The sequence below is a fragment of the Rhizobium sp. WYCCWR 11146 genome, assembly GCF_013591995.1.
In the GTDB taxonomy this organism is placed as follows: domain Bacteria; phylum Pseudomonadota; class Alphaproteobacteria; order Rhizobiales; family Rhizobiaceae; genus Rhizobium; species Rhizobium indicum.
In genome coordinates, this window is the sequence record NZ_JACCEY010000019.1 from 48754 (window position 1) to 72098 (window position 23345).

24 protein-coding genes and 1 pseudogene are annotated in these 23345 nt (G+C 58.7%); 12 read left to right on the forward strand and 13 right to left on the reverse strand.

The window, feature by feature from the left end; translation table 11 throughout:
* The 3 genes and pseudogenes from HX899_RS35065 to HX899_RS13500 form a co-directional block, all read right to left on the reverse strand.
* Positions 1-536: pseudogene (locus tag HX899_RS35065) on the reverse strand (polyhydroxyalkanoate depolymerase); the annotation flags it as partial.
* 205 nt (positions 537-741) lie between these two features.
* Positions 742-1584, reverse strand: coding sequence for a fumarylacetoacetate hydrolase family protein (locus HX899_RS13495; RefSeq protein WP_138389331.1), 843 nt, complete (start codon positions 1582-1584; stop codon positions 742-744).
* Between the two features lie 144 nt (positions 1585-1728).
* Positions 1729-2688 (reverse strand): glutathione S-transferase family protein, encoded by a 960-nt coding sequence (locus tag HX899_RS13500; RefSeq protein WP_181292651.1) that lies wholly within the window; start codon positions 2686-2688, stop codon positions 1729-1731.
* Positions 2689-2858: 170 nt separating this feature from the next.
* On the opposite strand from HX899_RS13500, the gene HX899_RS13505 reads away from it, so the two are divergent.
* Both HX899_RS13505 and HX899_RS13510 read left to right on the forward strand, forming a co-directional pair.
* Positions 2859-3143, forward strand: coding sequence for a DUF2218 domain-containing protein (locus tag HX899_RS13505; protein WP_181292652.1), 285 nt, complete (start codon positions 2859-2861; stop codon positions 3141-3143).
* Between the two features lie 46 nt (positions 3144-3189).
* On the forward strand, positions 3190-3789 hold the full coding sequence (locus HX899_RS13510; RefSeq protein ID WP_181292653.1) for a nitroreductase family protein: 600 nt from the start codon (positions 3190-3192) through the stop codon (positions 3787-3789).
* Positions 3790-3875: 86 nt separating this feature from the next.
* Here HX899_RS13510 and gyrB read toward each other — a convergent pair whose 3' ends face one another.
* From gyrB to HX899_RS13535, 5 genes are all read right to left on the reverse strand, one after another.
* Positions 3876-6311 carry a DNA topoisomerase (ATP-hydrolyzing) subunit B gene (gene gyrB, locus HX899_RS13515; RefSeq protein WP_027682324.1) on the reverse strand — a complete coding sequence of 812 codons (2436 nt, stop codon included), beginning with the start codon at positions 6309-6311 and terminating at the stop codon, positions 3876-3878.
* Between the two features lie 135 nt (positions 6312-6446).
* Positions 6447-6824, reverse strand: coding sequence for a helix-turn-helix domain-containing protein (locus tag HX899_RS13520; protein ID WP_018244167.1), 378 nt, complete (start codon positions 6822-6824; stop codon positions 6447-6449).
* Positions 6821-7387 (reverse strand): Smr/MutS family protein, encoded by a 567-nt coding sequence (locus HX899_RS13525; RefSeq protein WP_138331986.1) that lies wholly within the window; start codon positions 7385-7387, stop codon positions 6821-6823. Before HX899_RS13525 ends, HX899_RS13520 begins: the two co-directional genes overlap by 4 nt.
* On the reverse strand, positions 7387-8505 hold the full coding sequence (locus HX899_RS13530) for a murein transglycosylase A (RefSeq protein ID WP_181292654.1): 1119 nt from the start codon (positions 8503-8505) through the stop codon (positions 7387-7389). The genes HX899_RS13525 and HX899_RS13530 overlap by 1 nt, the downstream gene beginning before the upstream one ends.
* The gene (locus HX899_RS13535; RefSeq protein ID WP_181292655.1) at positions 8498-9202 is read right to left on the reverse strand and encodes a Tim44/TimA family putative adaptor protein; all 705 of its coding nucleotides are present in this window, start codon (positions 9200-9202) and stop codon (positions 8498-8500) included. The genes HX899_RS13530 and HX899_RS13535 overlap by 8 nt, the downstream gene beginning before the upstream one ends.
* A gap of 131 nt (positions 9203-9333) precedes the next feature.
* On the opposite strand from HX899_RS13535, the gene HX899_RS13540 reads away from it, so the two are divergent.
* The gene (locus HX899_RS13540) at positions 9334-9840 is read left to right on the forward strand and encodes an FxsA family protein (protein ID WP_138332031.1); all 507 of its coding nucleotides are present in this window, start codon (positions 9334-9336) and stop codon (positions 9838-9840) included.
* 101 nt (positions 9841-9941) lie between these two features.
* Entirely contained in the window at positions 9942-10424 is a 483-nt protein-coding gene (gene secB, locus HX899_RS13545; RefSeq protein ID WP_003544086.1) for a protein-export chaperone SecB, read from the forward strand.
* A gap of 68 nt (positions 10425-10492) precedes the next feature.
* Here secB and dnaQ read toward each other — a convergent pair whose 3' ends face one another.
* From dnaQ to HX899_RS13570, 5 genes are read right to left on the reverse strand one after another with little or no spacing between them, the layout of a single operon-like run.
* Positions 10493-11215: a DNA polymerase III subunit epsilon gene (gene dnaQ, locus HX899_RS13550; protein ID WP_181292656.1), complete on the reverse strand. Its 723-nt coding sequence runs from the start codon at positions 11213-11215 to the stop codon at positions 10493-10495.
* A complete protein-coding gene (gene coaE, locus HX899_RS13555) occupies positions 11208-11819 on the reverse strand; it encodes a dephospho-CoA kinase (RefSeq protein ID WP_138389336.1) in 612 nt (203 codons plus the stop codon). Before coaE ends, dnaQ begins: the two co-directional genes overlap by 8 nt.
* Positions 11819-12676 carry a shikimate dehydrogenase gene (locus HX899_RS13560; protein ID WP_138389337.1) on the reverse strand — a complete coding sequence of 286 codons (858 nt, stop codon included), beginning with the start codon at positions 12674-12676 and terminating at the stop codon, positions 11819-11821. The genes coaE and HX899_RS13560 overlap by 1 nt, the downstream gene beginning before the upstream one ends.
* Entirely contained in the window at positions 12669-13268 is a 600-nt protein-coding gene (locus HX899_RS13565) for a Maf-like protein (RefSeq protein WP_138331981.1), read from the reverse strand. The genes HX899_RS13560 and HX899_RS13565 overlap by 8 nt, the downstream gene beginning before the upstream one ends.
* Positions 13269-13301: 33 nt before the next feature.
* On the reverse strand, positions 13302-14123 hold the full coding sequence (locus HX899_RS13570; RefSeq protein WP_138389338.1) for a pyruvate, water dikinase regulatory protein: 822 nt from the start codon (positions 14121-14123) through the stop codon (positions 13302-13304).
* 401 nt (positions 14124-14524) lie between these two features.
* Here HX899_RS13570 and hemE point away from each other — a divergent pair, with 401 nt between their 5' ends.
* The 8 genes from hemE (at position 14525) to HX899_RS13610 (ending at position 23303) form a co-directional block, all read left to right on the forward strand.
* A complete protein-coding gene (gene hemE / locus HX899_RS13575; protein WP_138331979.1) occupies positions 14525-15556 on the forward strand; it encodes a uroporphyrinogen decarboxylase in 1032 nt (343 codons plus the stop codon).
* Between the two features lie 2 nt (positions 15557-15558).
* A complete protein-coding gene (gene hemJ, locus HX899_RS13580) occupies positions 15559-16095 on the forward strand; it encodes a protoporphyrinogen oxidase HemJ (protein WP_138389340.1) in 537 nt (178 codons plus the stop codon).
* A gap of 197 nt (positions 16096-16292) precedes the next feature.
* Positions 16293-17558 (forward strand): transcription termination factor Rho, encoded by a 1266-nt coding sequence (rho, locus tag HX899_RS13585; RefSeq protein WP_012759538.1) that lies wholly within the window; start codon positions 16293-16295, stop codon positions 17556-17558.
* 104 nt (positions 17559-17662) lie between these two features.
* On the forward strand, positions 17663-18982 hold the full coding sequence (gene mnmE, locus HX899_RS13590; protein WP_181292657.1) for a tRNA uridine-5-carboxymethylaminomethyl(34) synthesis GTPase MnmE: 1320 nt from the start codon (positions 17663-17665) through the stop codon (positions 18980-18982).
* 72 nt (positions 18983-19054) lie between these two features.
* On the forward strand, positions 19055-20932 hold the full coding sequence (gene mnmG, locus HX899_RS13595; RefSeq protein WP_181292658.1) for a tRNA uridine-5-carboxymethylaminomethyl(34) synthesis enzyme MnmG: 1878 nt from the start codon (positions 19055-19057) through the stop codon (positions 20930-20932).
* Positions 20933-20957: 25 nt separating this feature from the next.
* Positions 20958-21575 carry a 16S rRNA (guanine(527)-N(7))-methyltransferase RsmG gene (gene rsmG / locus HX899_RS13600; RefSeq protein WP_181292659.1) on the forward strand — a complete coding sequence of 206 codons (618 nt, stop codon included), beginning with the start codon at positions 20958-20960 and terminating at the stop codon, positions 21573-21575.
* Positions 21576-21594: 19 nt separating this feature from the next.
* Positions 21595-22389: a ParA family protein gene (locus HX899_RS13605; protein WP_011654065.1), complete on the forward strand. Its 795-nt coding sequence runs from the start codon at positions 21595-21597 to the stop codon at positions 22387-22389.
* Positions 22390-22421: 32 nt separating this feature from the next.
* On the forward strand, positions 22422-23303 hold the full coding sequence (locus HX899_RS13610) for a ParB/RepB/Spo0J family partition protein (RefSeq protein ID WP_017962618.1): 882 nt from the start codon (positions 22422-22424) through the stop codon (positions 23301-23303).
* The last annotated feature ends 42 nt before the right edge of the window (positions 23304-23345 follow it).

The following is a 23345-nucleotide window of genomic DNA, read 5'->3' on the forward strand; positions in this document are numbered from 1 at the left end:
GGCTGGCAGACGGCGATGACATGCGTGTCGTGACCGAGGAAATGCAGCATCTCGATGACGTAGTCGACGTAATCGTCGAAATCGAACGTGCCTTCTGTCATCGGCACCATGCGGGCGTCAATCCAGTCGGTGATGTAGATATCGGCACTCGGCAGCAGCGCCTCGACCGTGCCGCGCAGCAGCGTGGCATAGTGGCCAGACATCGGCGCGACGATCAGGATGCGCGGGTCATTGCGGCTGGCGGCGGGCGCATTGCGCGCGAAATGCAAGAGATTGCAGAAGGGGCGCGACCAGATGACCTCTTCGCGGACGGTCACCGTCCTGTCACCGATCGTCGTCTGCTTCAGTCCGAATTCCGGTTTCCCGTAGCGGCGCGTCGTGCGTTCGAACATTTCGAGACTTGCCGCCATCGTGCGACCGAATGGCGTATGGGAGAACGGATTCAGCGGATTGGCATAGGCAAATCGCATGATATCGGCCGCGGCGCGAAACGGCGCCATGGCGGCATGGTTCAATTCATAAAGCTGATAAAACATTGGAAGGCGCCACCTTTCTCTATCGAAAAGATGACGCCGATTGAGAGGCATCGACTCTTTTCGTAACGCGGGCACGTCGCGCAGACTAACAGGTTTTTGTTGCACAGCAACATGGGCGTACCAGACCCACACAAGAAATGCCGCAGAATTGACCTGCGGCATCATAATCGACCTGAAAACTTAAGTTTCTCAGCAAGAAGCGTCGTTAACGATCCGCTATGAAGGTCTGCTTCTGCGTGCCGAGACCTTCGATGCCGAGTTCGACCACGTCGCCGGCCTTGAGATAACGCGGCGGCTTGAGGCCCATGCCGACGCCCGGAGGCGTGCCGGTCGAGATCACGTCGCCGGGGTGCAGCGACATGAACTGGCTGAGATAGGAGACGAGGAACGCAACCCCGTAAACCATCGTCTTCGATGAGCCGTTCTGCATCTTCTGGCCGTTGACCGTCAGCCACATGCCGAGGTTCTGCGGTTCGGGAATTTCATCCTTGGTCACAAGCCAGGGTCCGATCGGACCAAAGGTGTCGCAGGATTTGCCCTTGGTCCACTGACCGGACCGCTCGGTCTGGAAAGCGCGCTCGGACACGTCATTGGAAACGCAATAACCAGCGACATAATCCAGCGCTTCGGCTTCCGTCACATATTTGGCAGTTTTGCCGATGACGACGCCGAGTTCGACTTCCCAATCGGTCTTTTCCGAACCGCGGGGAATGATGACATTGTCGTTCGGTCCGACGATTGCGGATGTTGCCTTCATGAAGATGATCGGCTCGGGCGGCACGGTCGCACCGGTTTCGGCAGCATGATCCGAATAATTCAAACCGATGCAGATGAACTTGCCAGTGCCCGCGACGCAGGCGCCGATGCGGCCGGGTGCGATTTCCGGAAGGCTCTTCGGATCGATCGCCGCTATCTTTGCAAGGCCTGCGGGTCCGATCGCTTCACCGCCAATATCGGCGACATGACCGGAGAGATCGCGGATCTTGCCATCGGCATCGAGAAGTGCTGGTTTTTCACTGCCGGCTTCGCCAACACGCATCAGCTTCATGGAATTTCCTCCTCATCGAAAACGGATTTGCAGCCACCTATGAACGAATTATTCATCGGTGTCATTACGGCTTTGCCGGGAAGCGGTACGGCTTTGCCGCGATTCGGATGATTTTCTGCTGAAAACCGCCCGTATCTTTCGGCATCATGCTCTAAAAATTTCCGCCAGATCCGGGCCGGAGGGAATGATCTTCGTCGGATTGAGGCTTTCGATCGAATAGTAGCCGCGCTTGATGTGATCGAGGTTTACCGTTTCACCGATGCCCTGCCAATCCAGCATTCGGCGGCAGAAGGCGCGCAGATTGGCATAGTCGGAAAGCCGACGCAGATTGCATTTGAAGATGCCGTGATAGGCGACGTCGAAGCGCACCAGCGTCACGAAAAGCCGGATATCGCTCTCGGTGGGATGATCGGCGAAGAGAAAAGACGGGCCCTCGAACTGCTGCTCGACCCAGTCGAGGCAGGAAAAGACATCGGCAAAGGCTTCTTCGTAAGCGACCTGAGTGGTGGCGAAACCGGCGCGGTAGACGCCATTGTTGAGGGCAGGATAGATGCGATCGTTGAAAGCATCGATCTCGGTGCGCCTCTCTGCCGGGTAAAGATCGATCGGATTTTTTGCCAGGGCGCCAAAGCCGCCGTTCAGCATGCGCAGGATATCGGCGGATTCATTGTTGACGATGGTCTTTTTCTGCTTGTCCCAGAGAACCGGCACGGTGGCCCGGCCGGTGAAATCGGGTGCCGCCCTGGTATAGATTTCATGCATATAGGTTACGCCGTTGACGTGATCCTCCGTCGCGCCGGGATAGTCACCGAAGCGCCAGCCCTGCTTGCCCAGCAGCGGCTCGACGACCGAGACGGAGATGATATCTTCCAGGCCCTTGAGCTTGCGGCCGATCAGGGTGCGCGAGGCCCAGGGACAGATATAGGCGACATAGAGATGGTAACGGCCGGCGCTGGCTGCAAAGCCGGCTTCGCCCGTCGGCCCGGCGCTACCATCCGCGGTCACCCAATTGCGGAAACTTGAGGTCTGGCGGACGAAGCCGCCCTTTTCGTCCTTCGCCTGCACGGGCTGCCAGTCTTCCGTCCATTTTCCGTTCACCAGCATGCGCACCTCCCCGATCGATTGACGAAATGGTTCATTACCCTGCTTGGACGCCGGCGTGAGGCCGCTTTTATGAAGACAGTCTGTACACCCAAACTGCGACGATGCTGCGCTTGCCAAGCCGGTGAAGCAGGAAATATGTCTCTGCTATACAAAATGACGTGGAGTTCGAAATGCATCTCTCGAAGGCCGTCGTACGGACCGAACATGCAAGCCGTTACCTGCAGCAGCTCTGCAAACACTGGAGCCACAAGTTCAGCGTCGATTTTGATCCTCTGAAGGGCCGGGTGCCGTTCAGCGATACGGCCGAGGTGACGTTTGCGGCCGACGCTGCGGCACTGACCATGACACTTTCCGTCGCCGATCCCTCGCAACAGGAGAGGATGCAGCAGGTCATCGACGATCATCTGAAGCGCTTCGCCTTTCGCGAAGAACTCGACATCGTCTGGTCGGACTAAGCCCAGCCCCCGATCCAAATTTTCTGCCCCAATCCCTGGAACAAGCATGACGAAGAGCAATCACCGCGAATCCGACTATCCGATCGATCCGATGTTTCTCGACCGCTGGTCGCCGCGCGCCTTCACCGGCGAAATCATCGAGGAGACGCAGCTGCTCCGTCTGCTCGACGCCGCCCATTGGGCGCCGTCCTCGGCCAACCACCAGCCCTGGCGCTTCATCTATGGTCTCAAGGGTTCGGAGCATTGGGAGAAATTCGTCGCTTTGCTCAACGATTCCAACCAGGAATGGGCCAGGAATGCATCGGCGCTGATCTTTGTCGTGTCCCGCGCTTTCACCGGGGCTGCCGGCTCGGCTGAGGAAAAGCCGAGCTACACCCATTCCTTCGATGCCGGTGCGGCATGGGGGCATCTGGCGATCCAGGCGCGCCTCTCCGGCCTTTACGCCCATGGCATGGGCGGCATCAAGCATGAAGAAATCAGGCGGGCTTTCAGCATTCCCGAGGGATACCGGGTCGAAGCAGGCGTCGCCGTCGGCCGCCTGGCCGACAAGAGCGTTCTTTCCGAACGCAATCAGGCCCGCGAATTCCCCAGCCAGCGCAAGCCGCTCTCCGAGGTCGCCTTCCACGGCCGCTTCGTCGCGAATTGAGCGAAGCCAAAGGCCAGGCGGATATCGGGCAAACGAAAGCCCCGCCATCCTAAAGATAGCGGGGCCATTTAGTTTTGAAATATCAATTAGATATCGAGATTTGCAACGCTCAGCGCATTCTCCTGGATGAATTCGCGCCGCGGCTCGACTTCGTCACCCATCAGGCGGGCGAAGAGACCATCGGCGTCGGTGGCGTCGTTGACCCTGACCTGCAGCAGCGAGCGAACATTCGGATCGAGCGTCGTTTCCCAGAGCTGCTCGGCATTCATCTCGCCAAGGCCCTTGTAGCGCTGCATGGTGAGGCCCTTGCGGCCGCTTGCGAAGATCGCGTCGAGCAGGGCGCGCGGGCCGGAGATTTCGACGTCGCCTTCGCGGCGATGCAGCGACGGCGGCGTCTGATAGATTTCCTTGAGGCGTGCCGTCAGCTGGTCGATGTGACGGGCATCCGAGGAACCGATCAGCGCCATGTCGAGCACGACGAGTTCCCTGACGCCGCGGACCATGCGCTCGAGGCGCAGACCGCCATCGGTTGTCACATCGCCCCGCCAGCCGCGCTCGGTTTCCTCGGCGATGATGTCGAGGCGCCCAGCCACTTCGTTTGCCAGCGCCAACGCTCTGGCCGGGTCGCTGGCGAGCTCGGCGTTGAGCGCTCCGGCAATCGCCGCTTGTTCGACGGCGGAACGATTGTAGCGCGAATGGAGATTGTCGAGCAGGGCGCGCATGCGCAGCGCATCGAGGATGACCTCGCGCAGATCCTGGCCGGCGCGAACCTCGCCGCTGCCGAGCCTCAGCGAAGCATCTTCCAGGCCCTGGCTGATGAGATATTCTTCGAGCGCCTTCTCATCCTTCAGATACTGCACCGACTTGCCGCGCGAGACCTTATAGAGCGGCGGCTGGGCGATATAGAGATGACCGCGCTCGATCAGTTGCGGCATCTGGCGGAAGAAGAAGGTGAGCAGCAGGGTGCGAATATGGGCGCCGTCGACGTCAGCGTCCGTCATGATGATGATCTTGTGGTAGCGCAGCTTTTCGACATTGAACTCGTCCTTGCCGATGCCGGTACCGAGCGCGGTGATCAATGTGCCGATTTCCTGACTCGACAGCATCTTGTCGAAACGGGCGCGTTCGACGTTCAGGATCTTGCCGCGCAGCGGCAGGATCGCCTGGTTCTCGCGCGAGCGGCCCTGCTTGGCCGAGCCGCCGGCAGAATCGCCCTCGACGAGGAAGACTTCGGATTTTGTCGGATCACGCTCGGAGCAGTCAGCAAGCTTGCCCGGCAGCGAAGCGATATCGAGTGCGCCCTTGCGGCGGGTCAATTCGCGGGCCTTACGAGCCGCTTCGCGTGCGGCGGCTGCCTCGACGACCTTGCCGACGAGGATCTTGGCTTCGCTCGGATGCTCTTCGAACCAGGTGTTCAGCGCCTCGTTGACGAGACTTTCGACAACAGGACGGACTTCCGAGGAAACGAGCTTATCCTTGGTCTGCGAGGAGAATTTCGGATCCGGCACCTTGACCGACAGAACCGCCGTCAGGCCTTCGCGGCAATCTTCGCCCTGCAGCGTCACCTTTTCCCTTTTGGTGATGCCGGAACTGTCGGCATAGGAAACGACCTGGCGCGTCAGCGCCGCGCGGAAGCCGGCCATATGCGTGCCGCCGTCGCGCTGGGGAATGTTGTTGGTGAAGCACAGCACATTCTCATGATAGCTGTCGTTCCACCACATCGCGACTTCGACGGTGATGCCGTCCTTTTCGCCGCGGATGGCAACCGGCTTGTCGACGAGCGACTTCTTGGCGCGGTCCAGATAGGCGACGAAAGCCTCGAGGCCGCCGTCATAACGCAGCTCTTCCTGCCTGATATCGGAATGGCGCTTGTCGGTCAGCAGGATGCGGACGCCTGAATTCAGAAAGGCGAGTTCGCGAAGGCGATGTTCCAGCGTGCCGTAGTCGAACTCCGTCATGGTGAAGGTGCCGGTGCTCGGCATGAAGCTCACTTCCGTGCCGGTTTCATTCGGCGCGTCGCCCGTAACCTTCAGCGGAGCATCGGCCACGCCATGGGTGAAGCTCATTTCATGGATCTTGTCGTGACGGCGGATCTTCAGCTTCAGCCAGACGGACAGCGCGTTGACGACGGAGACGCCGACACCGTGCAGGCCGCCGGAGACCTTGTAGGAATTCTGGTCGAACTTACCGCCGGCATGAAGCTGCGTCATGATAACTTCGGCCGCCGACACGCCTTCACCGGTGTGAATGTCCGTCGGGATGCCGCGACCATTGTCGGTGACGGTCACCGAGCCATCCGGATTGAGAGTGACAGTGACGATGTCGGCATGGCCGGCAAGCGCTTCGTCGATCGCGTTGTCGACGACTTCATAGACCATGTGATGCAGGCCGGAGCCGTCGTCGGTATCGCCGATATACATGCCGGGGCGTTTGCGCACGGCATCGAGGCCCTTCAGAACCTTGATGGAATCTGCGCCATATTCGGTGCTTACGCCGTTTTCCGTCGCGGATGTATCGCTCATTCTGTCGAGATTTTCCCTGTTGTCGTAAAGCTGCGGCGCGCCTTGCGAATCACCGGCTTTCTTCACTCTTGTATATAGGTTTTTTGAACCCACTTCCCAATGGCAAGCCCCTAAAACAAGGCATAAAACAGGGGATTATGACGCTTTTCCGTCGCCTTTGCCGCCATTTTCGAGAAGAGCCGATAGCCGGCCTATCTCCGCACTGTCAAGGTTGCGAATCTGCCGGGCCAGCCGGTTGGCAAATTCGGTATATTCGGGAGGCAAGCCGGAGGTATCGATCACGACGCGCGGGTCGGACGAGCGGGCGAGCAGGAACAGTTCCTCGGCCTCATCCCAGATGATGTTGAAATAGCCGGCGATGCGCTGTAGCAGATCGAATGTCGGCAAACCACGCTTTCCATGTTCGAGCGCCGAGAGATAGGCAGGAGAGACATTCAGTGCTTCCGCCATCTCCTTCTGCGAGACGCCCTTGCGCGCCCGCAACCTGCGAACCGCCTCTCCGAAGGGAGTCATGGCCTTTCCCCATGCCGCCGCGACAGGCGAATGTAGAGCGCGCCCTCACCGCCATGATGTTGTGCGGCCGACTCATAGGAGGAGATCAGGTAGCGGAATTCCGGCTTCGAGAACCAGAGAGGCACGGCCCGCTTCAGCGCGCCCTCGCTGCCCATGGAGCTGCCCTTGCCCGTGATCACAAGCACATGGCGCATGCCGCGCTCATGGGCGCGGATCAGGAAATCGAGAAGGATGGCATGGGCCTCGCTCTGCACCATCCCGTGCAGGTCGATCCGCGCTTCGAGCGCCAGCCGGCCCTTGGCGATCTTACGCTTGACCGGCTTTTCCAGCGGATGATGCACCCCGGCCGATGGCTTTGCCATTGACGGTGCTGTCGGCTGCAGCGGCGTGGGTGTGGCGGGCGTCTGCTTTTCCTGCTCCCGTTCGGCTGCCGCTTCGGCTTCGGCAAGAAAGGCATCGAGTTCGGTCAACGCCCCCGCCTTGCCGGGCATCGGCCGCGTGCTGCGGGCAACCTTGCCCCAGAGGATCCTCTCATCCGCACTCAGCTTGCGATCCCTGGCCATCAGTCGAATCTTCCGGCGGCGGTATTGGGAATGAGGATGGCGAAATCGGCGTCGTTGCGGACCGTGCCGGCACTTTCCCCGGCCATGTCCCCCGAGCCGGTGAAGATATCACCCCGCGCCGGCCCGATAATCGCCGAACCGGTATCGAGCGCCAGCATCAGCCTGCGGAACGGCCGGCCCTGGTCGAGATGGATGAGGCTTTCGGCGCGAATGAAAAAGGGAAAGCCGAAGGTATGGATCATTCGGTCGACCGCAAGCGCGCGCCCGGCGAGAAGCGGCACCTTGGCGGCCGCGATCGGACCTGCCTGCGGATCGGCAACCGGTGCATCACGGAAGAAAATATAAGAGCGGTTATGCCATAACACTTCGTCGACGCGCTCAGGATTGCGCACCAGCCAGGCACGGATCGCCTGCATCGAAATCTCCGCCCGATTGATCTCGCCGCGCTCGATCAGTAGCTTGCCGATCGCCGAGAAAGCGTGGCCGGCTTTCGCCGCGTAGGTGATGCGGCCGATACGACCATCCTCATAACGCAGGCGGGCAGCACCCTGCACATGCACGAAGAAGACATCGACCTTCGACTTCGCCCAGGCGATTTCGAGCCCGCGGCCCTCGAGAAACCCCTGATCGATGGCGCGGCGGTCCGGATAGGCAGTGACGCGGTCCTCCTGCAGACGGCCGAAAACATAGGCCTTGTCGAGCCCGGCGGGGCGATTGGCGTCGTCGAGATCGATCAGATCGTCCGGACTCCGGTAGAAAGGAAAACGGAAAATTTCGTCCGGCCGCTCCGCCACGTCGATATCGGGTTCGTAGAAGGCGGTGACGAAGCCGGCATTGCCGTCCTTGCGGCGAATCAGAAAGGGCCGACAGCGCGTCTCGAAAAAGGCGCGCGCCGATTCCGGAGATGACGGCGTGAAATCTTCGGCGGCGGCGAGAAGCGGAAGCAGATCTTCGGAGCTCAGGCCCAGCGATCCGGTGCGGTACGGTTTGACATCGGTGATTTGCCGCCGGCAGCTTCGCATAACTTCAAAAAGGCTGGAGGGATCATCATCCTTCCAGCCTTCCAGAGTGTCGAAGCTTATGGCCTGCAGGACGAAGTCCGATGCGTGGTCACTCATGTTCCGATTCGGTCGCCACAAGTTTCCAGTTCGGATCGCGCGAGCGGGTGTCGCGGGCGAAGGTCCAGACGTCGTTGACCTCGGCGACGTTTTCAGCGTCGCCCTCGATCAGAACGTCGGCCTTGTCGCAGGTCGCCGATATCAGCTGGCTGGCAATGCGCACGGTGATCTGTGCTTCGCTGCCCTTGGTCTCCGCATGGGTGATCTCAGCCTTGTCGATGCCGACGAAAGTGGACTTCACCTTCTCGCCCCGGGCTTCACGCTCGCCGATCGCCGCGTCGAAGCCGTCATAGACTTCGCGGGACAGCAAGTTTTTCAGCGTTTTCCGGTCGCCATCGGCATAGGCTATGACGATCATCTCGTACGCCATGCGGGCGCCGTTCAGAAACTCCTTCGGGCTGAAGGCAGGATCGGCCTTGTTCAGCGCACGCAGCGATTCGTTGAGCGGCGTTCCGGGCGCCGCGAAAGCATCGATGGCGGCGAAGCGATCCTCATCCTCCGTCGTCGCATCGCGCCGCGGCAGCGTCACGACCTTGCCAGCATCGGCGGCTTCGGCCGGAGCCGCATCCCGCGGCGTATAGAGATCGCGCGGCGGCTTCTCATTTCCTGTACGGCGCCCGAGCACGGAGCGGAGCTGAAAGAAAATCAGCACAGCCGCTACCAGGAAAAATAATGTGATGAAGTCGTTCGAACTCATATCGTATCGCAGCCGCCGTTAACATCTCTGATTTGTACTCCCATATAGTCTGCCTATACAGATGATTCAAATGATCGCTGGCATCTTCGCCAGCGCCAAGAGGAGACCGGCGAGCCCGGGACATGACCGACATGCGTTTTTCGATCCTGCCAGCCTCCATTCTGCTGCTGCCGTTCGCCGAAATTGCCGGTTTCGTCGTCGTCGGCCAGGCTATCGGATTGTGGCTGACGCTTGTTCTCGTCATGCTGGGTTTCGTTCTCGGCGTGGTTCTGCTGCGCCGGCAGGGCATCGGTATTTTGCGCCGCATGTCGAGCGAAGGACGAAATGGGGTGATGCCGGGCCGCGACCTGCTGCGGCCGGCGATGAACGTTATCGCCTCGCTGCTCCTGATCATTCCCGGCTTCCTCACGGATATCATCGCGATCCTCATTCTCATTCCGCCGGTGCGCGATCTCGTCTGGCGGGCGATCGCCAAACGCTTCGTCGTCGTCAATGCCAAGGGCGGCTCTTCTGCCAGCCCGCAACCCGATTTCCGCGACCGCAAGCCGAACTCGAAGGTGGTCGATCTCGACGAGGAGGACTATCATAGAGAGCCGGATCGCAACTCGCCGTGGTCCGGCAAGCATCTTGGCGATTGAGGCACTGCGGCTGATCAACCGAGCCAAGCGCCCAGGGTTGTAAGCCCTTGCCTGAAATGTTAGATGGCGGCACCATTCCCATGCCCCTCGAGGAAAAGCCAATGGCAGACGATAACAACAGCAACGGTGCGGCCAACCCCACCCTTTCGATCCTTGCGCAATATACCAAGGATCTGTCCTTCGAAAATCCGGGTGCGCCGCGTTCGCTGCAGGCCCGCGACAAGGCGCCGACGATCAACATCAATGTGAACGTCAACGCCAACCCGCTTTCCGATACGGATTTCGATGTCGTGCTGTCGCTGAATGCCGAAGCCAAGGACGGCGACAAGACGGTTTTCCATGCCGAACTCACCTATGGCGGCGTTTTCCGCGTTGCCGGTTTCCCGCAGGAACACATGCTGCCTGTGCTCTTCATCGAGTGCCCGCGCATGCTTTTCCCCTTCGCCCGTCAGATCATCGCCGACGTCACCCGCAACGGCGGTTTCCCGCCGCTGATGATCGACCCGATCGACTTCACGCAGATGTTCGCTCAGCGCGTTGCCGAAGAACAGGCCCGCGCCAAGGTTCAGGCCGTTCCGAACTGACCCGATCCTTCTTGTCTGAAATGCGGATGCCCGGGCCTGGTCCCGGGCATTTTCAATTGAGGACCGGTTTAATCGAGATTGGCGTATTTCGCCCAGACGCTTTTTTCACCGAGCTTGGCGACGAGCGCATCATGCGCCTGCTCCTCGGATAGGCTGATGCGCGGGGCGAGTGGGCGGGGCCGCTCAAGCACTGCGGCAACCACCACATCGTCTTCCATTGCCGTTTCGCCGTGGCGAGCCTGGCCCGACGTTCCTGATATGCTCAGGCCAAAGGCCGCCTGCCTGCCGCCGATCATCTCGATATAAACTTCGGCAAGCAGCTCGGAGTCGAGCAGCGCGCCGTGTTTGGTGCGGTGCGAATTATCGATGCCGTAGCGCCGGCAAAGCGCATCGAGCGAATTCGGCCCCATCGGATGTTTGCGCCGCGCCATCGACAGCGTGTCGAGCACCCGTTCCGGCAGGATTGGCGGTAAACCGATCCGCGCGAACTCAGCGTTGATGAAGCCCATATCGAAGGTGGCGTTATGGGCAATCCACTTCGCATCGCCGAAGAAGGTGAGGATTTGTTCGGCAACCTCGGCGAAATGCTGCTTGTCCTTCAGGAATTCATCGGTGATGCCGTGCACGGCGAGCGCATCCGGATGAACCTTCTGATCTCCAGGATTGATGAAGATATGGATCGTGTTGCCGGTGGGGAAATGATTGAAGAGCTCGATGCCGCCGATTTCGATGATGCGGTCGGCGCGGTTGTCGAGGCCGGTTGTTTCCGTATCGAAGATGATCTCACGCATTCCGGAAATCTCCCTTGGCAATCCGCGTTTTCAGTTCGGCGACGATCTCGAACACCCGTTCCCTCGTCGTCGCGATACTGTGACTGGTGTCGATCAGATAATCGGCCCGGCGCCGCTTTTCCGTGTCCGGCGTCTGGCGTGAGAGAATCATGTCGAATTTTTCCTCGGTCATGCCTTCGCGCGCAAGCACCCTTTGGCGCTGAATCTGTGGATCAGTGCTGACGACGACGATGACATCCACTCTTGCCTCGGCGCCGGTTTCGAAAAGTAATGGAATATCGAGCAATACCATATCGGCGCCGGCGGCGCGTTGTCGCTTCAGAAATTCCGTCTCACGTTTGCGAACCAGCGGATGGACGATCGCTTCCAGGCGTTTGAAGCCGTCGGGATCAAGAGCGAGCAGGCGGCCGAGTTCACGTCGGTCGACGGCTCCATCCTTCATCGTGCCGGGGAAGGCGGCATTCACCAGGGGTGCAGCCTCGCCGGCATAGAGATCGTGGACCACGGCATCCGAATCATTGACCGGGATTCCGGCATCGGCGAAGAGCTTTGCCGCTGTCGATTTTCCCATTCCGATGGAGCCGGTGAGACCGATCTTCAGCATCAGTGTGCTTCCATATCCGCGATGATGAGCGCACGCAGCGCCGCGTCGACGATGGGACGCTGGCCGAACCATTTTTCGAAGCCGGGTACGGCCTGGTGCAAGAGCATGCCGAGACCATCGACGATGGGAAACCCTTGCTCTTCCGCCTGCGTCAGGATCGGCGTCTTCAAGGGCACATAGACGATATCGGTGACGACGGCATCGGCTGCCAGAGGCGAGAAATCGAGTTGCGGCGCCTGCTCGCCGTCCATGCCGAGCGAGGTGGTATTGATGAAGAGGCCGGCCCCTTTCATCACTTCGGCAAGCGCTCCGGCCGGATGGGCCTGGACACGCGGGCCAAAACGATCCGCGAGTTCACGCGCGCGTTCGACGGTGCGGTTGACGACGTGAATCTCCTTGAAACCACGATCACGGACCGCCTGGATGATCGCGCGGCTGGCGCCGCCGGCGCCAAAGACGACGGCCGTGCCATGCCGGTCCCAGCCGGGATGGCGTTCGTCGAGATTGGCGATGAAGCCACGACCGTCGGTATTCGTCGCATGCAGGGCGCCATCCTCCCGCCAGAGCGTGTTCGAGGCGCCGAGTTCGCGCGATAGCGCGTCCGGCTTGTCGGCGAGCCGGAACGCCAATTCCTTGTGAGGAATGGTGACATTGCCTCCGATAAAGCCGGAACTGCCGTCCTTCAACGAGTGAATGAAATCGGCAAAGGCCTCGGGTGCCACTTCATGAGCGCGGTAGCTGCCCGGCAGACCGAGCGTCTTCAGCCAATATCCGTGGATCAGTGGCGAGCGCGAATGCTTGATGGGAAAGCCCGTGACAAACGCCTTCGGCCCGAATGTTTCACGTGAATCACCCATCGATCGCTCCGAGTTCTCGCAATTTTTTTAAGAGCGGCAGCATCGGCAGGCCGAGAATGGTGAAATAATCACCTTCGATCTTTTCGAAGAGCTGGATGCCCTCCCCCTCCAATTGATAGGCGCCGACGCTGGAAAGCGCCCGTTCGCCAACCCGCGCCAGATGCCTGGCGATGAACTCCACCGTCAGTGGCCGCATCGTCAATTCCGCATGGGCGAGATGTTCCCACAAGACCACGCCGTCGCTGACGATCGCGACGGCGCTGTTCAATCTGTGGGTTACGCCGGAAAGAGCTTGAAGGTGGCTAGCCGCGTCAGCCAGGTCCTTCGGTTTATGGAAGACGCTGTCGCCGAGCGACATTGTCTGATCCGAACCGATGATCAGGCAATCCGGAAAGCGGCTGCTGACCTCCTCCGCCTTGGCCCTGGCCAGGACGAGGGCCACGGCATCAGGCTTAGCACCGGCTTTTTCCAACGGCGCTTCGACGGCCCGTTCATCGATCCTTGCGGCATGCGCCTCGAAGGACAGACCGGCATTTTCCATCAGCATCCGGCGAAACGGGCTCGACGATGCAAGGATGAGTTTCGGTGTCATGGGTTCCTCGGCGTGCCGGCTTTTCGTCAGCGCTTAGCGCAGCTTCGGCCGCAGGGCAACGATTGCTGCGGCTGTTTCCTCGATTGAGCGGCGGGTGACGTCGATCAGCGGCCAGTTATGACGGGCGCAAAGCGAGCGGGCATATTTCAGTTCCTCGGAAATCGCGGCGCGATCGGTGTAGTGTTCGCGATCGAAACCCTGCGTCACCCCGAGCACCCGGTTTTCCCGCACCTGGGAAATACGGTCGGTGGTGGCGATCAGGCAGACGATCAGCGGTCTGCTCGCGACGAAGAGGCTCTCGGGCAATGGCACGCCATAGACGATCGGAATGTTCGCCGTCTTGATGCCTCGGTTGGCAAGATAGATGCTGGTCGGTGTTTTCGACGTCCGGCTGATGCCGATGATCACCACATCGGCATCGTTGTAATCGTCGGGCATCTGGCCGTCATCGTGATCCATGGTGAAATTCAGCGCTTCGATGCGCGCGAAGTAGCCGGCATTCATCACATGCTGAGCTCCGACCCGACGGCGCGACGGGGCGCCGAGATAGATCTGGAAGGCATTCATCACCGGCTCCAGCACATTCACCGAAGCGACACCCATCTCGATGCAGCGCTCATCGATCAGGCTCGCAAGCTCCCGGTCGACAATGGTGTAGAGCACGATGCCGGGGGCGTCATCGATCGCCTGCAGAACCGGCAGCAGCTGTTTGCGATTGCGGATCAGTGGATAGACATGTTCGATCGGCTGCGCCGATCTGAACTGCGCCGACGCGGCGCGCCCGGCGGAGATCAGAGTCTCTCCCGTTGAGTCAGAAATCAGATGCAGATGAAAGAAGTTCGTTCTGTTCTCCACGCTATTTTCCGCTGCCTGTTGAAAACACTGGATGAAACAGAGCTACGGCGGCGAGGCAGTCTCCGGCAAGGGAAAACATGCCTCCTTATCCACATTTCGGATTTTGCCGAACGGTTTCGGTTGGCCCTGTGGACGATGGGGAAGGGCTGCGCTTCTTGAAAGCTCGTCCACAGCCTGTCCACAGCTATGAGAAAAATTGTCGATCCGGAAGGATTTGGAATCATTTCTGGATTCGGCTTCTCCCCGAAATTTGGACGAGATGGACAAATCTTTCCGATGTTGTTTTGCAGCCGCGCGACAAATGGCATCGGCGGTGGATGGATTTTAATCCTTGATAGTCACCGACTCTAAGAAATAGAAACCTTTTAAAATATCTTTGTTATTTTATAGGGAAGAAGCGCTTGAGCGATACGCGCCGAAAGATCATGAGGGTTTTGAGTGGCGAGAGTCTCTCCCCTCCTCCTCTCTGGCTGATGAGACAGGCAGGACGTTATCTCCCGGAATATCGGGAGACACGGGCAAAGGCAGGGAGTTTTCTCGATCTCTGCTACACGCCTGAGTATGCCGTCGAAGTGACATTGCAGCCGATGCGCCGCTATGGCTTCGATGCGGCCATTCTGTTTTCCGATATCCTGGTCATTCCAGACGCAATGAAGCGAAATGTCCGGTTCACCGAGGGCCATGGCCCGGAGATGGATCCGATCGATGAAGCCGGGATCGGCAGTTTGAACGGCGAAGAGGTTGTCGATTATCTCAGGCCGGTTCTGGAGACGGTACGGCGGCTGCGTGAAGAACTGCCAGCGGAGACGACGCTGCTCGGTTTCTGCGGGGCGCCATGGACGGTTGCGACCTACATGATCGCCGGTCACGGCACGCCGGATCAGGCCCCTGCCCGTCTCTTCGCCTACAAGCATCCCCGCGCCTTCGAGCATCTGCTGATGCTGCTTGCCGACGTATCGGCCGATTATCTCGTCGCCCAGATCGATGCCGGCGCCGATGCCGTGCAGATCTTCGATTCCTGGGCAGGTGTTCTCGGTGAGAAGGAGTTCGAGGCGTTTGCGATCAGGCCGGTTGCGCGGATGATTGCTTCCGTCAAATCACAACGGCCGCATGCTCGCATCATCGCTTTTGCCAAGGGCGCCGGCTATCAGCTCAAGACCTATCGCCAGAAGACGGGCGCAGATGCGATCGGCCTCGATTGGTCGGTCCCGCTGGCCTTTGCAGCCGAACTTCAGAAAGACGGACCGGTTCAGGGCAACCTCGATCCGATGCGCGTCGTTGCCGGCGGCCGGGCGCTGGAGGAAGGCATCGATGATATTCTGCAGCATCTCGGCAATGGTCCGCTGATCTTCAATCTCGGTCACGGCATTACACCGCAGGCCGATCCCGAGCATGTGCGTCTGTTGGTGGATCGTGTGCGAGGCGGGGCGTGACGATGGAAAAGCAGACCGATCGGAGGTCTGGCGCTTACGCCCGGCGCCGGGCTCATTTTGCGCTGGCCTTCTTTGCGCTGATGGCGGTCGGGCTTTTTGCCTGGAACCCCGATAATCTCTACCTCTGGGTCAAGGCGCTGCACATCATCGCGGTCATTTCCTGGATGGCCGGGCTGTTTTACATGCCGAGGCTGTTCATCTATCACACCGATGCGGAGCCCGGCTCGGTGCAGTCGGAAACCTTCAAGGTGATGGAGCGTCGGCTGCTTCGGATCATCATGACGCCGGCGATGATGTTGACGTGGATTTTCGGCCTCTATCTCGCCTGGTCGGTTTATGGATTCCAGGGCGGCTGGCTGCATGCCAAGATCGGTCTCGTCGTATTGCTGACCGCTGTTCATATGTTCTTCAGCCGCGCCGTCGGAGCGTTCGAGCGGGATGAAAATCGCCGCTCGGCGCGTTATTGGCGGTTCATGAACGAGGCCCCGACAGTGCTGATGATCCTGATCGTCATCCTCGTCGTGGTGAAGCCGTTCTGAGGAAAATCGTCCTCAGGTTAAATTTGCTTCATTTTAAGCAGCCCTCTTGCGGCAGCGATTGCGAGTCGCTATTTTCCGCGCATCTCATCTACGTGGCATGTGTGTAGAGTTCAGTCGTCTGCGAGCCCTTTCGCGGTACCGAATACGACCCAACATCGCCTTTCCCCTTTGAAATTAAAAAGAGTATTGGTCACTTCATGGCTGAAATGAAGCTTCAGGAACTTAAGAGTAAATCCCCGACGGATCTGCTGGCATTTGCCGAATCGCTCGAGGTCGAGAACGCAAGCACGATGCGCAAGCAGGAGCTGATGTTTGCGATCCTCAAGATGCTTGCCAGCCAGGATGTCGAAATCATCGGCGAAGGCGTCGTCGAAGTGCTGCAGGACGGTTTCGGCTTCCTGCGGTCGCCCAATGCGAACTACCTACCAGGCCCGGATGATATTTATATCTCCCCGTCGCAGATCCGCCGTTTCTCGCTGAAAACCGGCGATACCGTCGAAGGCCCGATCCGTGGACCGAAGGAAGGCGAGCGCTATTTCGCGCTGCTCAAGGTCAACACCATCAATTTCGACGATCCGGAACAGATCCGGCACAAGGTTCATTTCGACAATCTGACGCCGCTCTATCCAAACGAGCGCTTCAAGATGGAACTCGATATTCCGACCACCAAGGATCTGTCGCCACGTGTGATCGACCTGGTAGCGCCGCTCGGCAAGGGCCAGCGTGGATTGATCGTCGCGCCGCCGCGTACCGGTAAAACCGTGTTGTTGCAGAACATCGCGCATTCGATCACCGCCAATCATCCGGAGTGCTATCTGATCGTCCTGCTGATAGATGAACGCCCCGAAGAAGTGACCGACATGCAGCGCTCGGTTCGCGGCGAGGTTATCTCCTCGACCTTCGACGAACCAGCCGTCCGTCACGTGCAGGTGGCCGAGATGGTCATCGAGAAAGCCAAGCGTCTTGTCGAACACGGACGCGACGTTGTCATCCTGCTCGATTCGATCACGCGCTTGGGCCGTGCCTACAACACGGTCGTTCCCTCGTCAGGCAAGGTCCTGACCGGCGGTGTGGACGCCAACGCTCTGCAGCGGCCGAAGCGCTTCTTCGGCGCGGCGCGTAACATCGAGGAAGGCGGCTCTTTGACGATCATCGCGACCGCGCTGATCGATACCGGCAGCCGCATGGACGAAGTGATCTTTGAAGAATTCAAGGGCACGGGCAACTCGGAAATCGTCCTCGATCGCAAGGTCGCCGATAAGCGCATCTTCCCGGCGATGGACATCCTGAAATCCGGTACGCGCAAGGAGGACCTTCTGGTTCCGCGCCAGGATCTGCAGAAGATCTTCGTGCTCCGCCGCATCCTTGCTCCGATGGGCACGACCGATGCGGTCGAATTCCTGATCGACAAGCTCAAGCAGACGAAAAACAATTCCGACTTCTTCGAATCGATGAACACTTAATCCTTAGCCGGATTCACCCTTAAAGCTGGAGGCATCGTCACGATGCCTCCAGCTTTTCTGTTTGAGAGGAATCGATTTCGATTCCATCCGATGAACCAGGCGTTATGGCCATGTTGAATGATACCATATATGCGCTATCGAGCGGTGCCCTGCCGTCGGGTGTTTCAGTCGTTCGAATCAGCGGCCCGCTGACCAAAGACATATTGGTGAAGCTCGTGGGGTCCGTTCCGGTAGCCCGGCGTGCGTCTTACCGAACGATTCGGGCTCGTAACAATCAGCCGATCGATGGCGGCCTGGTGCTGTTTTTTCCTGCTCCAAATTCGTTTACCGGCGAGGATGTTGCCGAGCTGCAGATCCACGGCAGCAGAGCCGTGCTGGCGGCGCTGTTTCACGCGCTTGGCGATATTCCGGGTGTTCGGATGGCGGTTGAAGGCGAGTTCTCCCGCCGGGCTTTCGAGAATGGCAAGCTTGATCTCGTTGAGGTGGAAGGGCTGGCCGATCTCATCGGCGCCGAGACCGAAATGCAGAGGCGCCTTGCGGTCGAACATAGCGCAGGCGGGCTTTCCGCAGTTTACGATTCGTGGGCGGAACGATTAACGCGTGCCCGCGCGCTGGTCGAGGCGGAGCTTGATTTCCCCGACGAGGATGACGTTCCAGGGTCGGTATCGGATGCGGTCTGGGCCGATATGGCGAAGCTTCGCAGCGATATCGGGGATCATCTGGCGGCGGCTTCGGCCGGCGAGATCATCCGAGACGGCTTCAAGGTGGTCATCGCCGGCGCTCCGAATGCTGGAAAGTCGAGCCTGTTGAACGCTTTGGCGCGTCGAGACGTGGCAATCGTGACGGAGATTGCCGGAACCACCCGCGATGTCCTGCAGGTTGATCTCGATATTGATGGTTACCTGATCAAGCTCTATGACACTGCGGGTCTTCGCGAGGCGGATGACAAAGTCGAAATGGAAGGTGTGCGGCGCGCGCGTGTGGCACTGCGTGATGCCGATCTTGTCCTGTTGCTGGTCGACATGACGAAACCGCTGATTCCCGACGACTTGGAGCAGTCCTCTCCGCATGTTACTGTCGGGACAAAGATGGATCTGACCGAAGTCGCTTCGAGTCGGTATGATCTGCAGATTTCGACCGCGACGGGTGAAGGTCTGCCGGAACTACGGCGGTTGATCGGCGACATCGTTGAGAGACGTTGTGCTGGCCTGTCTATGGCAATCCCCAGCCGGCAGCGGCATAAGGATTCGCTAGCGAAATGTTTAGTGGCGATTGATGCGGCCATATCGCAGACGGATGTGAATCTTGAACTGCGGACCGAGCAGCTGCGAATTGCTGCAGAGTATTTGGGCAGAATTACCGGACGAGTGGATGTCGAACAGTTGCTCGGGGTAATCTTCTCCGAATTTTGTATTGGCAAATGATTCACGTGAAACCTTTGGAGCTAAAGGACTGTACGGTTTCACGTGAAACGCCTGCCGGATATGGAGTCTTGAATGACGGATAATGTCTTTGATGTGATTGTAATCGGCGGGGGCCATGCCGGGTCGGAGGCTGCCAGCGCAGCTGCGCGCCTTGGGGCAAAAACCGCTCTGATTACGCATAGGCGGGACACGATCGGAGTCATGTCCTGTAATCCGGCGATTGGCGGGCTGGGTAAGGGCCATCTGGTTCGCGAGATCGATGCGATGGATGGCCTGATGGGTCGCGTCGCCGATGTTGCAGGCATTCAATTCAGGATGCTCAACAAGAAGAAAGGCGCGGCTGTCCGAGGACCGCGGACGCAGGCCGATCGAAAGCTTTATCGCCTGGCAATGCTGGCGGCGATCGAAGCGACGCCGGACTTGGATATCATCGAAGGCGATGCGTTTGATCTGGACGTTGTCGATGGTTGCGTCGCCGGCGTGATCATGAAGGATGGTCGAACCCTGAAAGCGCCGGCAGTGGTTTTGACCACTGGAACCTTTCTGCGCGGTCTTATTCATATCGGGTCGGAAAAGACACCGGCCGGGCGTGTCGGTGAAGCGCCGTCGATCGGATTGTCTGCAACTCTCGCCCGCCTGGGACTGCGGCTGGGACGTCTGAAGACCGGCACACCCGCCCGGCTGGACGGAAAGACGATCGACTGGCAATCCGTCGGTCGACAGGGAGCTGACGAGGAGCTTGTCCCCTTCTCCTTCATGACAGACACGATTACCACGCCACAAATCGAATGCGGGGTCACTAGGACGACCGAAGCGACCCACCGCATCATTGTCGACAACATTATGCGCTCGGCAATGTATTCCGGGCAGATCGAGGGCGTCGGGCCTCGTTATTGCCCGTCGATCGAAGACAAGCTGGTGAAATTCGGAGAGCGGGATGGACATCAGGTCTTTCTCGAACCCGAGGGACTGGACGATGACACGGTTTATCCGAACGGAATTTCTACTTCCCTGCCGGCCGAGGTCCAGGCAGACTTCATCAAAACAATTCCCGGCCTCGAAGCGGCAAGAATACTGCAACCGGGCTATGCAATCGAATATGATCATGTCGATCCGAGAGAGCTGACTCCATCGCTGGAGGTCAAACGGTTGAGAGGCTTGTTTCTCGCCGGCCAGATCAATGGTACCACCGGCTATGAAGAGGCGGGCGCGCAGGGATTGGCAGCCGGGCTGAATGCTGCATTGCGAAGCAGCGATTCGGAACCGTTCCATTTCAGTCGGACGAATTCTTATATTGGCGTCATGATCGACGATCTCACCTCGCGAGGCGTTACGGAACCGTATCGAATGTTTACATCGCGTGCGGAGTATCGACTGAGTTTGCGGGCTGACAACGCCGATATGCGCTTGACGCCGCTGGCCATGCGGCTTGGATGCGTCAATGGCGAACGAGTGCAGCGATTTACATCCTATCAAGCAGAGATCGAAACCAGTCGGGCGCTGTTGCAGTCGCTGGCGGTTACACCGAATGAGGCGCGCCGCGCTGGCCTGAATATCAATCTCGATGGACAGCGCCGAACTGCGTATGATTTACTGTCCTATCCGAATTATGATTTCGCCGCGCTCCGCCTTGTTTGGCCGGAGAAGCTGGGCATGATTGGACCGAAAGTCGCGGAAGCACTGGAAATTGAGGCTGGGTATTCGGTTTACCTCGATCGACAAGCCACGGCGATCAAAGATCAGCAACGCGACGAGGAGCGGCAGATACCGCTTGATTTCAGCTATGACGCGCTGTCCGGTCTCTCGAACGAGCTGAAGGTCAAGCTCAGCGCTGCTCGCCCTTTCAATATTGCCCAGGCTGCAATCGTTGAAGGGGTGACGCCGGCGGCAATCGCATTGCTGCTCGTGCATTTGCGTCGACTATCCCCTGCCGAGCGCCATAGCGCTTGATTACAAGATTTGAGAGTCTTTCAGAATGGAATTAAACGGTTTGCGTGTTTCACGTGAAACACAGGAACGGTTGCAACACTTTGCAGCGCTGTTTCAGAAGTGGGCAAAAGCAATCAATCTGGTGGCGCCGTCGACACTCGATGATCTATGGCACCGGCACATCGCTGATAGCAGTCAGGTCTTTCAGATTCATCCTCAACCGATTACCTGGGTTGACCTCGGCAGTGGGGGCGGCTTTCCCGGCGTTATTACGGCGATTTTTCTAGCCGAGCTGCAAGGTGGATGGGTCCATCTGGTCGAAAGCAACCATAAAAAGGCAGCGTTTCTGCGGACAGCGCTGCGGGAGACAAATGCGCGCGGCAGCGTTCATAGCATTCGAATCGAAGATGCTTATACGGAGGTTGGCGAATGCGACGCGATTTCAGCGCGTGCCCTTGCGGATCTTGATTCGCTCATCGGATATTCATCGCCTTGGATGTTTGGCAAGGAAAATTGTCGTGGCCTCTTTCACAAAGGCCGGGATTACCGGAAGGAAATCGACAAAGCACGTGGTCGGTGGGAATTCGATCTGTTAGAACATAAGAGCGCCGTCGAGCAGGAATCTGTTATTTTGGAAGTATCAAATCTCCGGCGCTTGGTTTAACAGATCGGATATTGCGGCAATGGCTGGCGAACGACATCGGATTATCACCATCGCAAATCAGAAGGGTGGCGTTGGTAAGACGACCACAGCAATTAACCTGGCAACGGCGCTTGCTGCTATCGGCGAGCGTGTCTTGATCGTCGATCTCGACCCGCAGGGCAATGCCAGCACCGGCCTCGGTATCGATCGTCGTGATCGCAAGCTTTCCTCCTACGATCTGATGGTTGGTGATCGTGGGATCCCCGAAGTGACCCTCGAAACAGCGGTTCCTAATCTGTTTATCGTCCCGTCGACGATGGATCTTCTTGGCATCGAGATGGAAATCTCGCAGCAGAGCGATCGGGTGTTCAAATTGCGGAAAGCGCTGTCTTCGCCCGAAGCCATGGCGTTTTCTTATATTCTTCTGGATTGCCCGCCGTCGTTCAATCTGCTGACGATGAATGCCATGGCGGCAGCGCATTCGGTCCTCGTTCCGCTGCAATGCGAATTCTTTGCGCTGGAGGGGTTGAGCCAGCTGCTCGAGACCGTCAGCCAGGTTCGCCGGACAGTTAACCCGCGTCTGGATATTCAGGGTATCGTCTTGACGATGTTCGATGCGCGCAACAATCTTGCCCAGCAGGTTGTCAATGACGTGCGTACGCATCTCGGGGACAAGGTTTACCACACGTTAATTCCGCGCAACGTCCGGGTTTCCGAGGCGCCGTCCTACGGTAAGCCGGCTATTCTCTATGACTTGAAGTGCGCGGGCAGTCAGGCCTATCTGCAGCTGGCCTCCGAGGTCATCCAGCGAGAACGCCAAAGACTGGCCGCGTGATATCAATTTAGGGGTGTAGGTGAGTGTAGATCATGAATGACGATGTATCAAAGAGGCGATTGGGCCGCGGCCTTGCGGCGCTGATTGGTGAAATGGATCAGCCTGTCCCGGTGGAAGCCGAGCGGACTATCAGCGCCGACAGAATGATCCCGATCGAGTTCGTCAGCCGTAACCCCCGCAATCCCCGTCGGTTCTTCGATGACTCCGAGCTGCACGATCTCGCAAGCTCCATTCGTCAACACGGTATCGTTCAGCCGATTGTTGTGCGGACGATGTCGCGGGATCGATATGAAATTATCGCCGGCGAACGACGCTGGCGCGCAGCTCAGCTTGCCGGGCTGATCGAGATTCCCGTCATTATCCGTGATGTGGATGATAAGACGGCGCTGGAAATCGCCATTGTCGAAAACGTACAGCGCGCGGATCTCAATGCCCTCGAAGAGGCCTTGGGTTATGAGCAGCTTATCGCGGAATACGGCTACACCCAGAACGACCTCGGCGAAATCATCGGTAAAAGCCGCAGCCATGTTGCCAACTCGTTGCGCCTGTTGAAATTGCCTGATCCGGTTCGCGATCTGCTTGCCGCCGGCAGCCTATCGGCTGGGCACGCGCGCGCATTGGTTTCGACATCCGACCCGGCAAGTCTTGCCCGTACGATCGTTGCCAAGGGCATGTCGGTGCGTGATGCGGAAAAGCTGGCGCAAAACAATATCAAGGCACAATCGGAGCCACAGCAGGCGGCCTTGCGGCGAGATCAGAAAGATTCCGACACGCTGGCGCTGGAACGGACGCTTTCCGATGCACTCGGCCTTGATGTTGCGATCAATCACAAGGCAAGCGGCGGCCAGATTAAAATTTCCTATAAGTCGCTAGAACAGCTCGAGGAAATCTGCCGCTTGCTCGAGAGGCGTTAGAGCACCGACGCTCTAACTTCTTGAAACAACGCATCGTGCTTT

Excerpts from the sequence above, each read along its gene's own strand:
- HX899_RS13495 (WP_138389331.1), bottom strand. The coding sequence starts at position 1,584 with ATGAAGCTGATGCGTGTTGGCGAAGCCGGCAGTGAAAAACCAGCACTT.
- HX899_RS13500 (WP_181292651.1), bottom strand. The coding sequence starts at position 2,688 with ATGCTGGTGAACGGAAAATGGACGGAAGACTGGCAGCCCGTGCAGGCG.
- HX899_RS13505 (WP_181292652.1), top strand. The coding sequence starts at position 2,859 with ATGCATCTCTCGAAGGCCGTCGTACGGACCGAACATGCAAGCCGTTAC.
- HX899_RS13510 (WP_181292653.1), top strand. The coding sequence starts at position 3,190 with ATGACGAAGAGCAATCACCGCGAATCCGACTATCCGATCGATCCGATG.
- gyrB (WP_027682324.1), bottom strand. The coding sequence starts at position 6,311 with ATGAGCGATACATCCGCGACGGAAAACGGCGTAAGCACCGAATATGGC.
- HX899_RS13520 (WP_018244167.1), bottom strand. The coding sequence starts at position 6,824 with ATGACTCCCTTCGGAGAGGCGGTTCGCAGGTTGCGGGCGCGCAAGGGC.
- HX899_RS13525 (WP_138331986.1), bottom strand. The coding sequence starts at position 7,387 with ATGGCCAGGGATCGCAAGCTGAGTGCGGATGAGAGGATCCTCTGGGGC.
- HX899_RS13530 (WP_181292654.1), bottom strand. The coding sequence starts at position 8,505 with ATGAGTGACCACGCATCGGACTTCGTCCTGCAGGCCATAAGCTTCGAC.
- HX899_RS13535 (WP_181292655.1), bottom strand. The coding sequence starts at position 9,202 with ATGAGTTCGAACGACTTCATCACATTATTTTTCCTGGTAGCGGCTGTG.
- HX899_RS13540 (WP_138332031.1), top strand. The coding sequence starts at position 9,334 with ATGCGTTTTTCGATCCTGCCAGCCTCCATTCTGCTGCTGCCGTTCGCC.
- secB (WP_003544086.1), top strand. The coding sequence starts at position 9,942 with ATGGCAGACGATAACAACAGCAACGGTGCGGCCAACCCCACCCTTTCG.
- dnaQ (WP_181292656.1), bottom strand. The coding sequence starts at position 11,215 with ATGCGTGAGATCATCTTCGATACGGAAACAACCGGCCTCGACAACCGC.
- coaE (WP_138389336.1), bottom strand. The coding sequence starts at position 11,819 with ATGCTGAAGATCGGTCTCACCGGCTCCATCGGAATGGGAAAATCGACA.
- HX899_RS13560 (WP_138389337.1), bottom strand. The coding sequence starts at position 12,676 with ATGGGTGATTCACGTGAAACATTCGGGCCGAAGGCGTTTGTCACGGGC.
- HX899_RS13565 (WP_138331981.1), bottom strand. The coding sequence starts at position 13,268 with ATGACACCGAAACTCATCCTTGCATCGTCGAGCCCGTTTCGCCGGATG.
- hemJ (WP_138389340.1), top strand. The coding sequence starts at position 15,559 with ATGGAAAAGCAGACCGATCGGAGGTCTGGCGCTTACGCCCGGCGCCGG.
- rho (WP_012759538.1), top strand. The coding sequence starts at position 16,293 with ATGGCTGAAATGAAGCTTCAGGAACTTAAGAGTAAATCCCCGACGGAT.
- mnmE (WP_181292657.1), top strand. The coding sequence starts at position 17,663 with ATGGCCATGTTGAATGATACCATATATGCGCTATCGAGCGGTGCCCTG.
- mnmG (WP_181292658.1), top strand. The coding sequence starts at position 19,055 with ATGACGGATAATGTCTTTGATGTGATTGTAATCGGCGGGGGCCATGCC.
- rsmG (WP_181292659.1), top strand. The coding sequence starts at position 20,958 with ATGGAATTAAACGGTTTGCGTGTTTCACGTGAAACACAGGAACGGTTG.
- HX899_RS13605 (WP_011654065.1), top strand. The coding sequence starts at position 21,595 with ATGGCTGGCGAACGACATCGGATTATCACCATCGCAAATCAGAAGGGT.
- HX899_RS13610 (WP_017962618.1), top strand. The coding sequence starts at position 22,422 with ATGAATGACGATGTATCAAAGAGGCGATTGGGCCGCGGCCTTGCGGCG.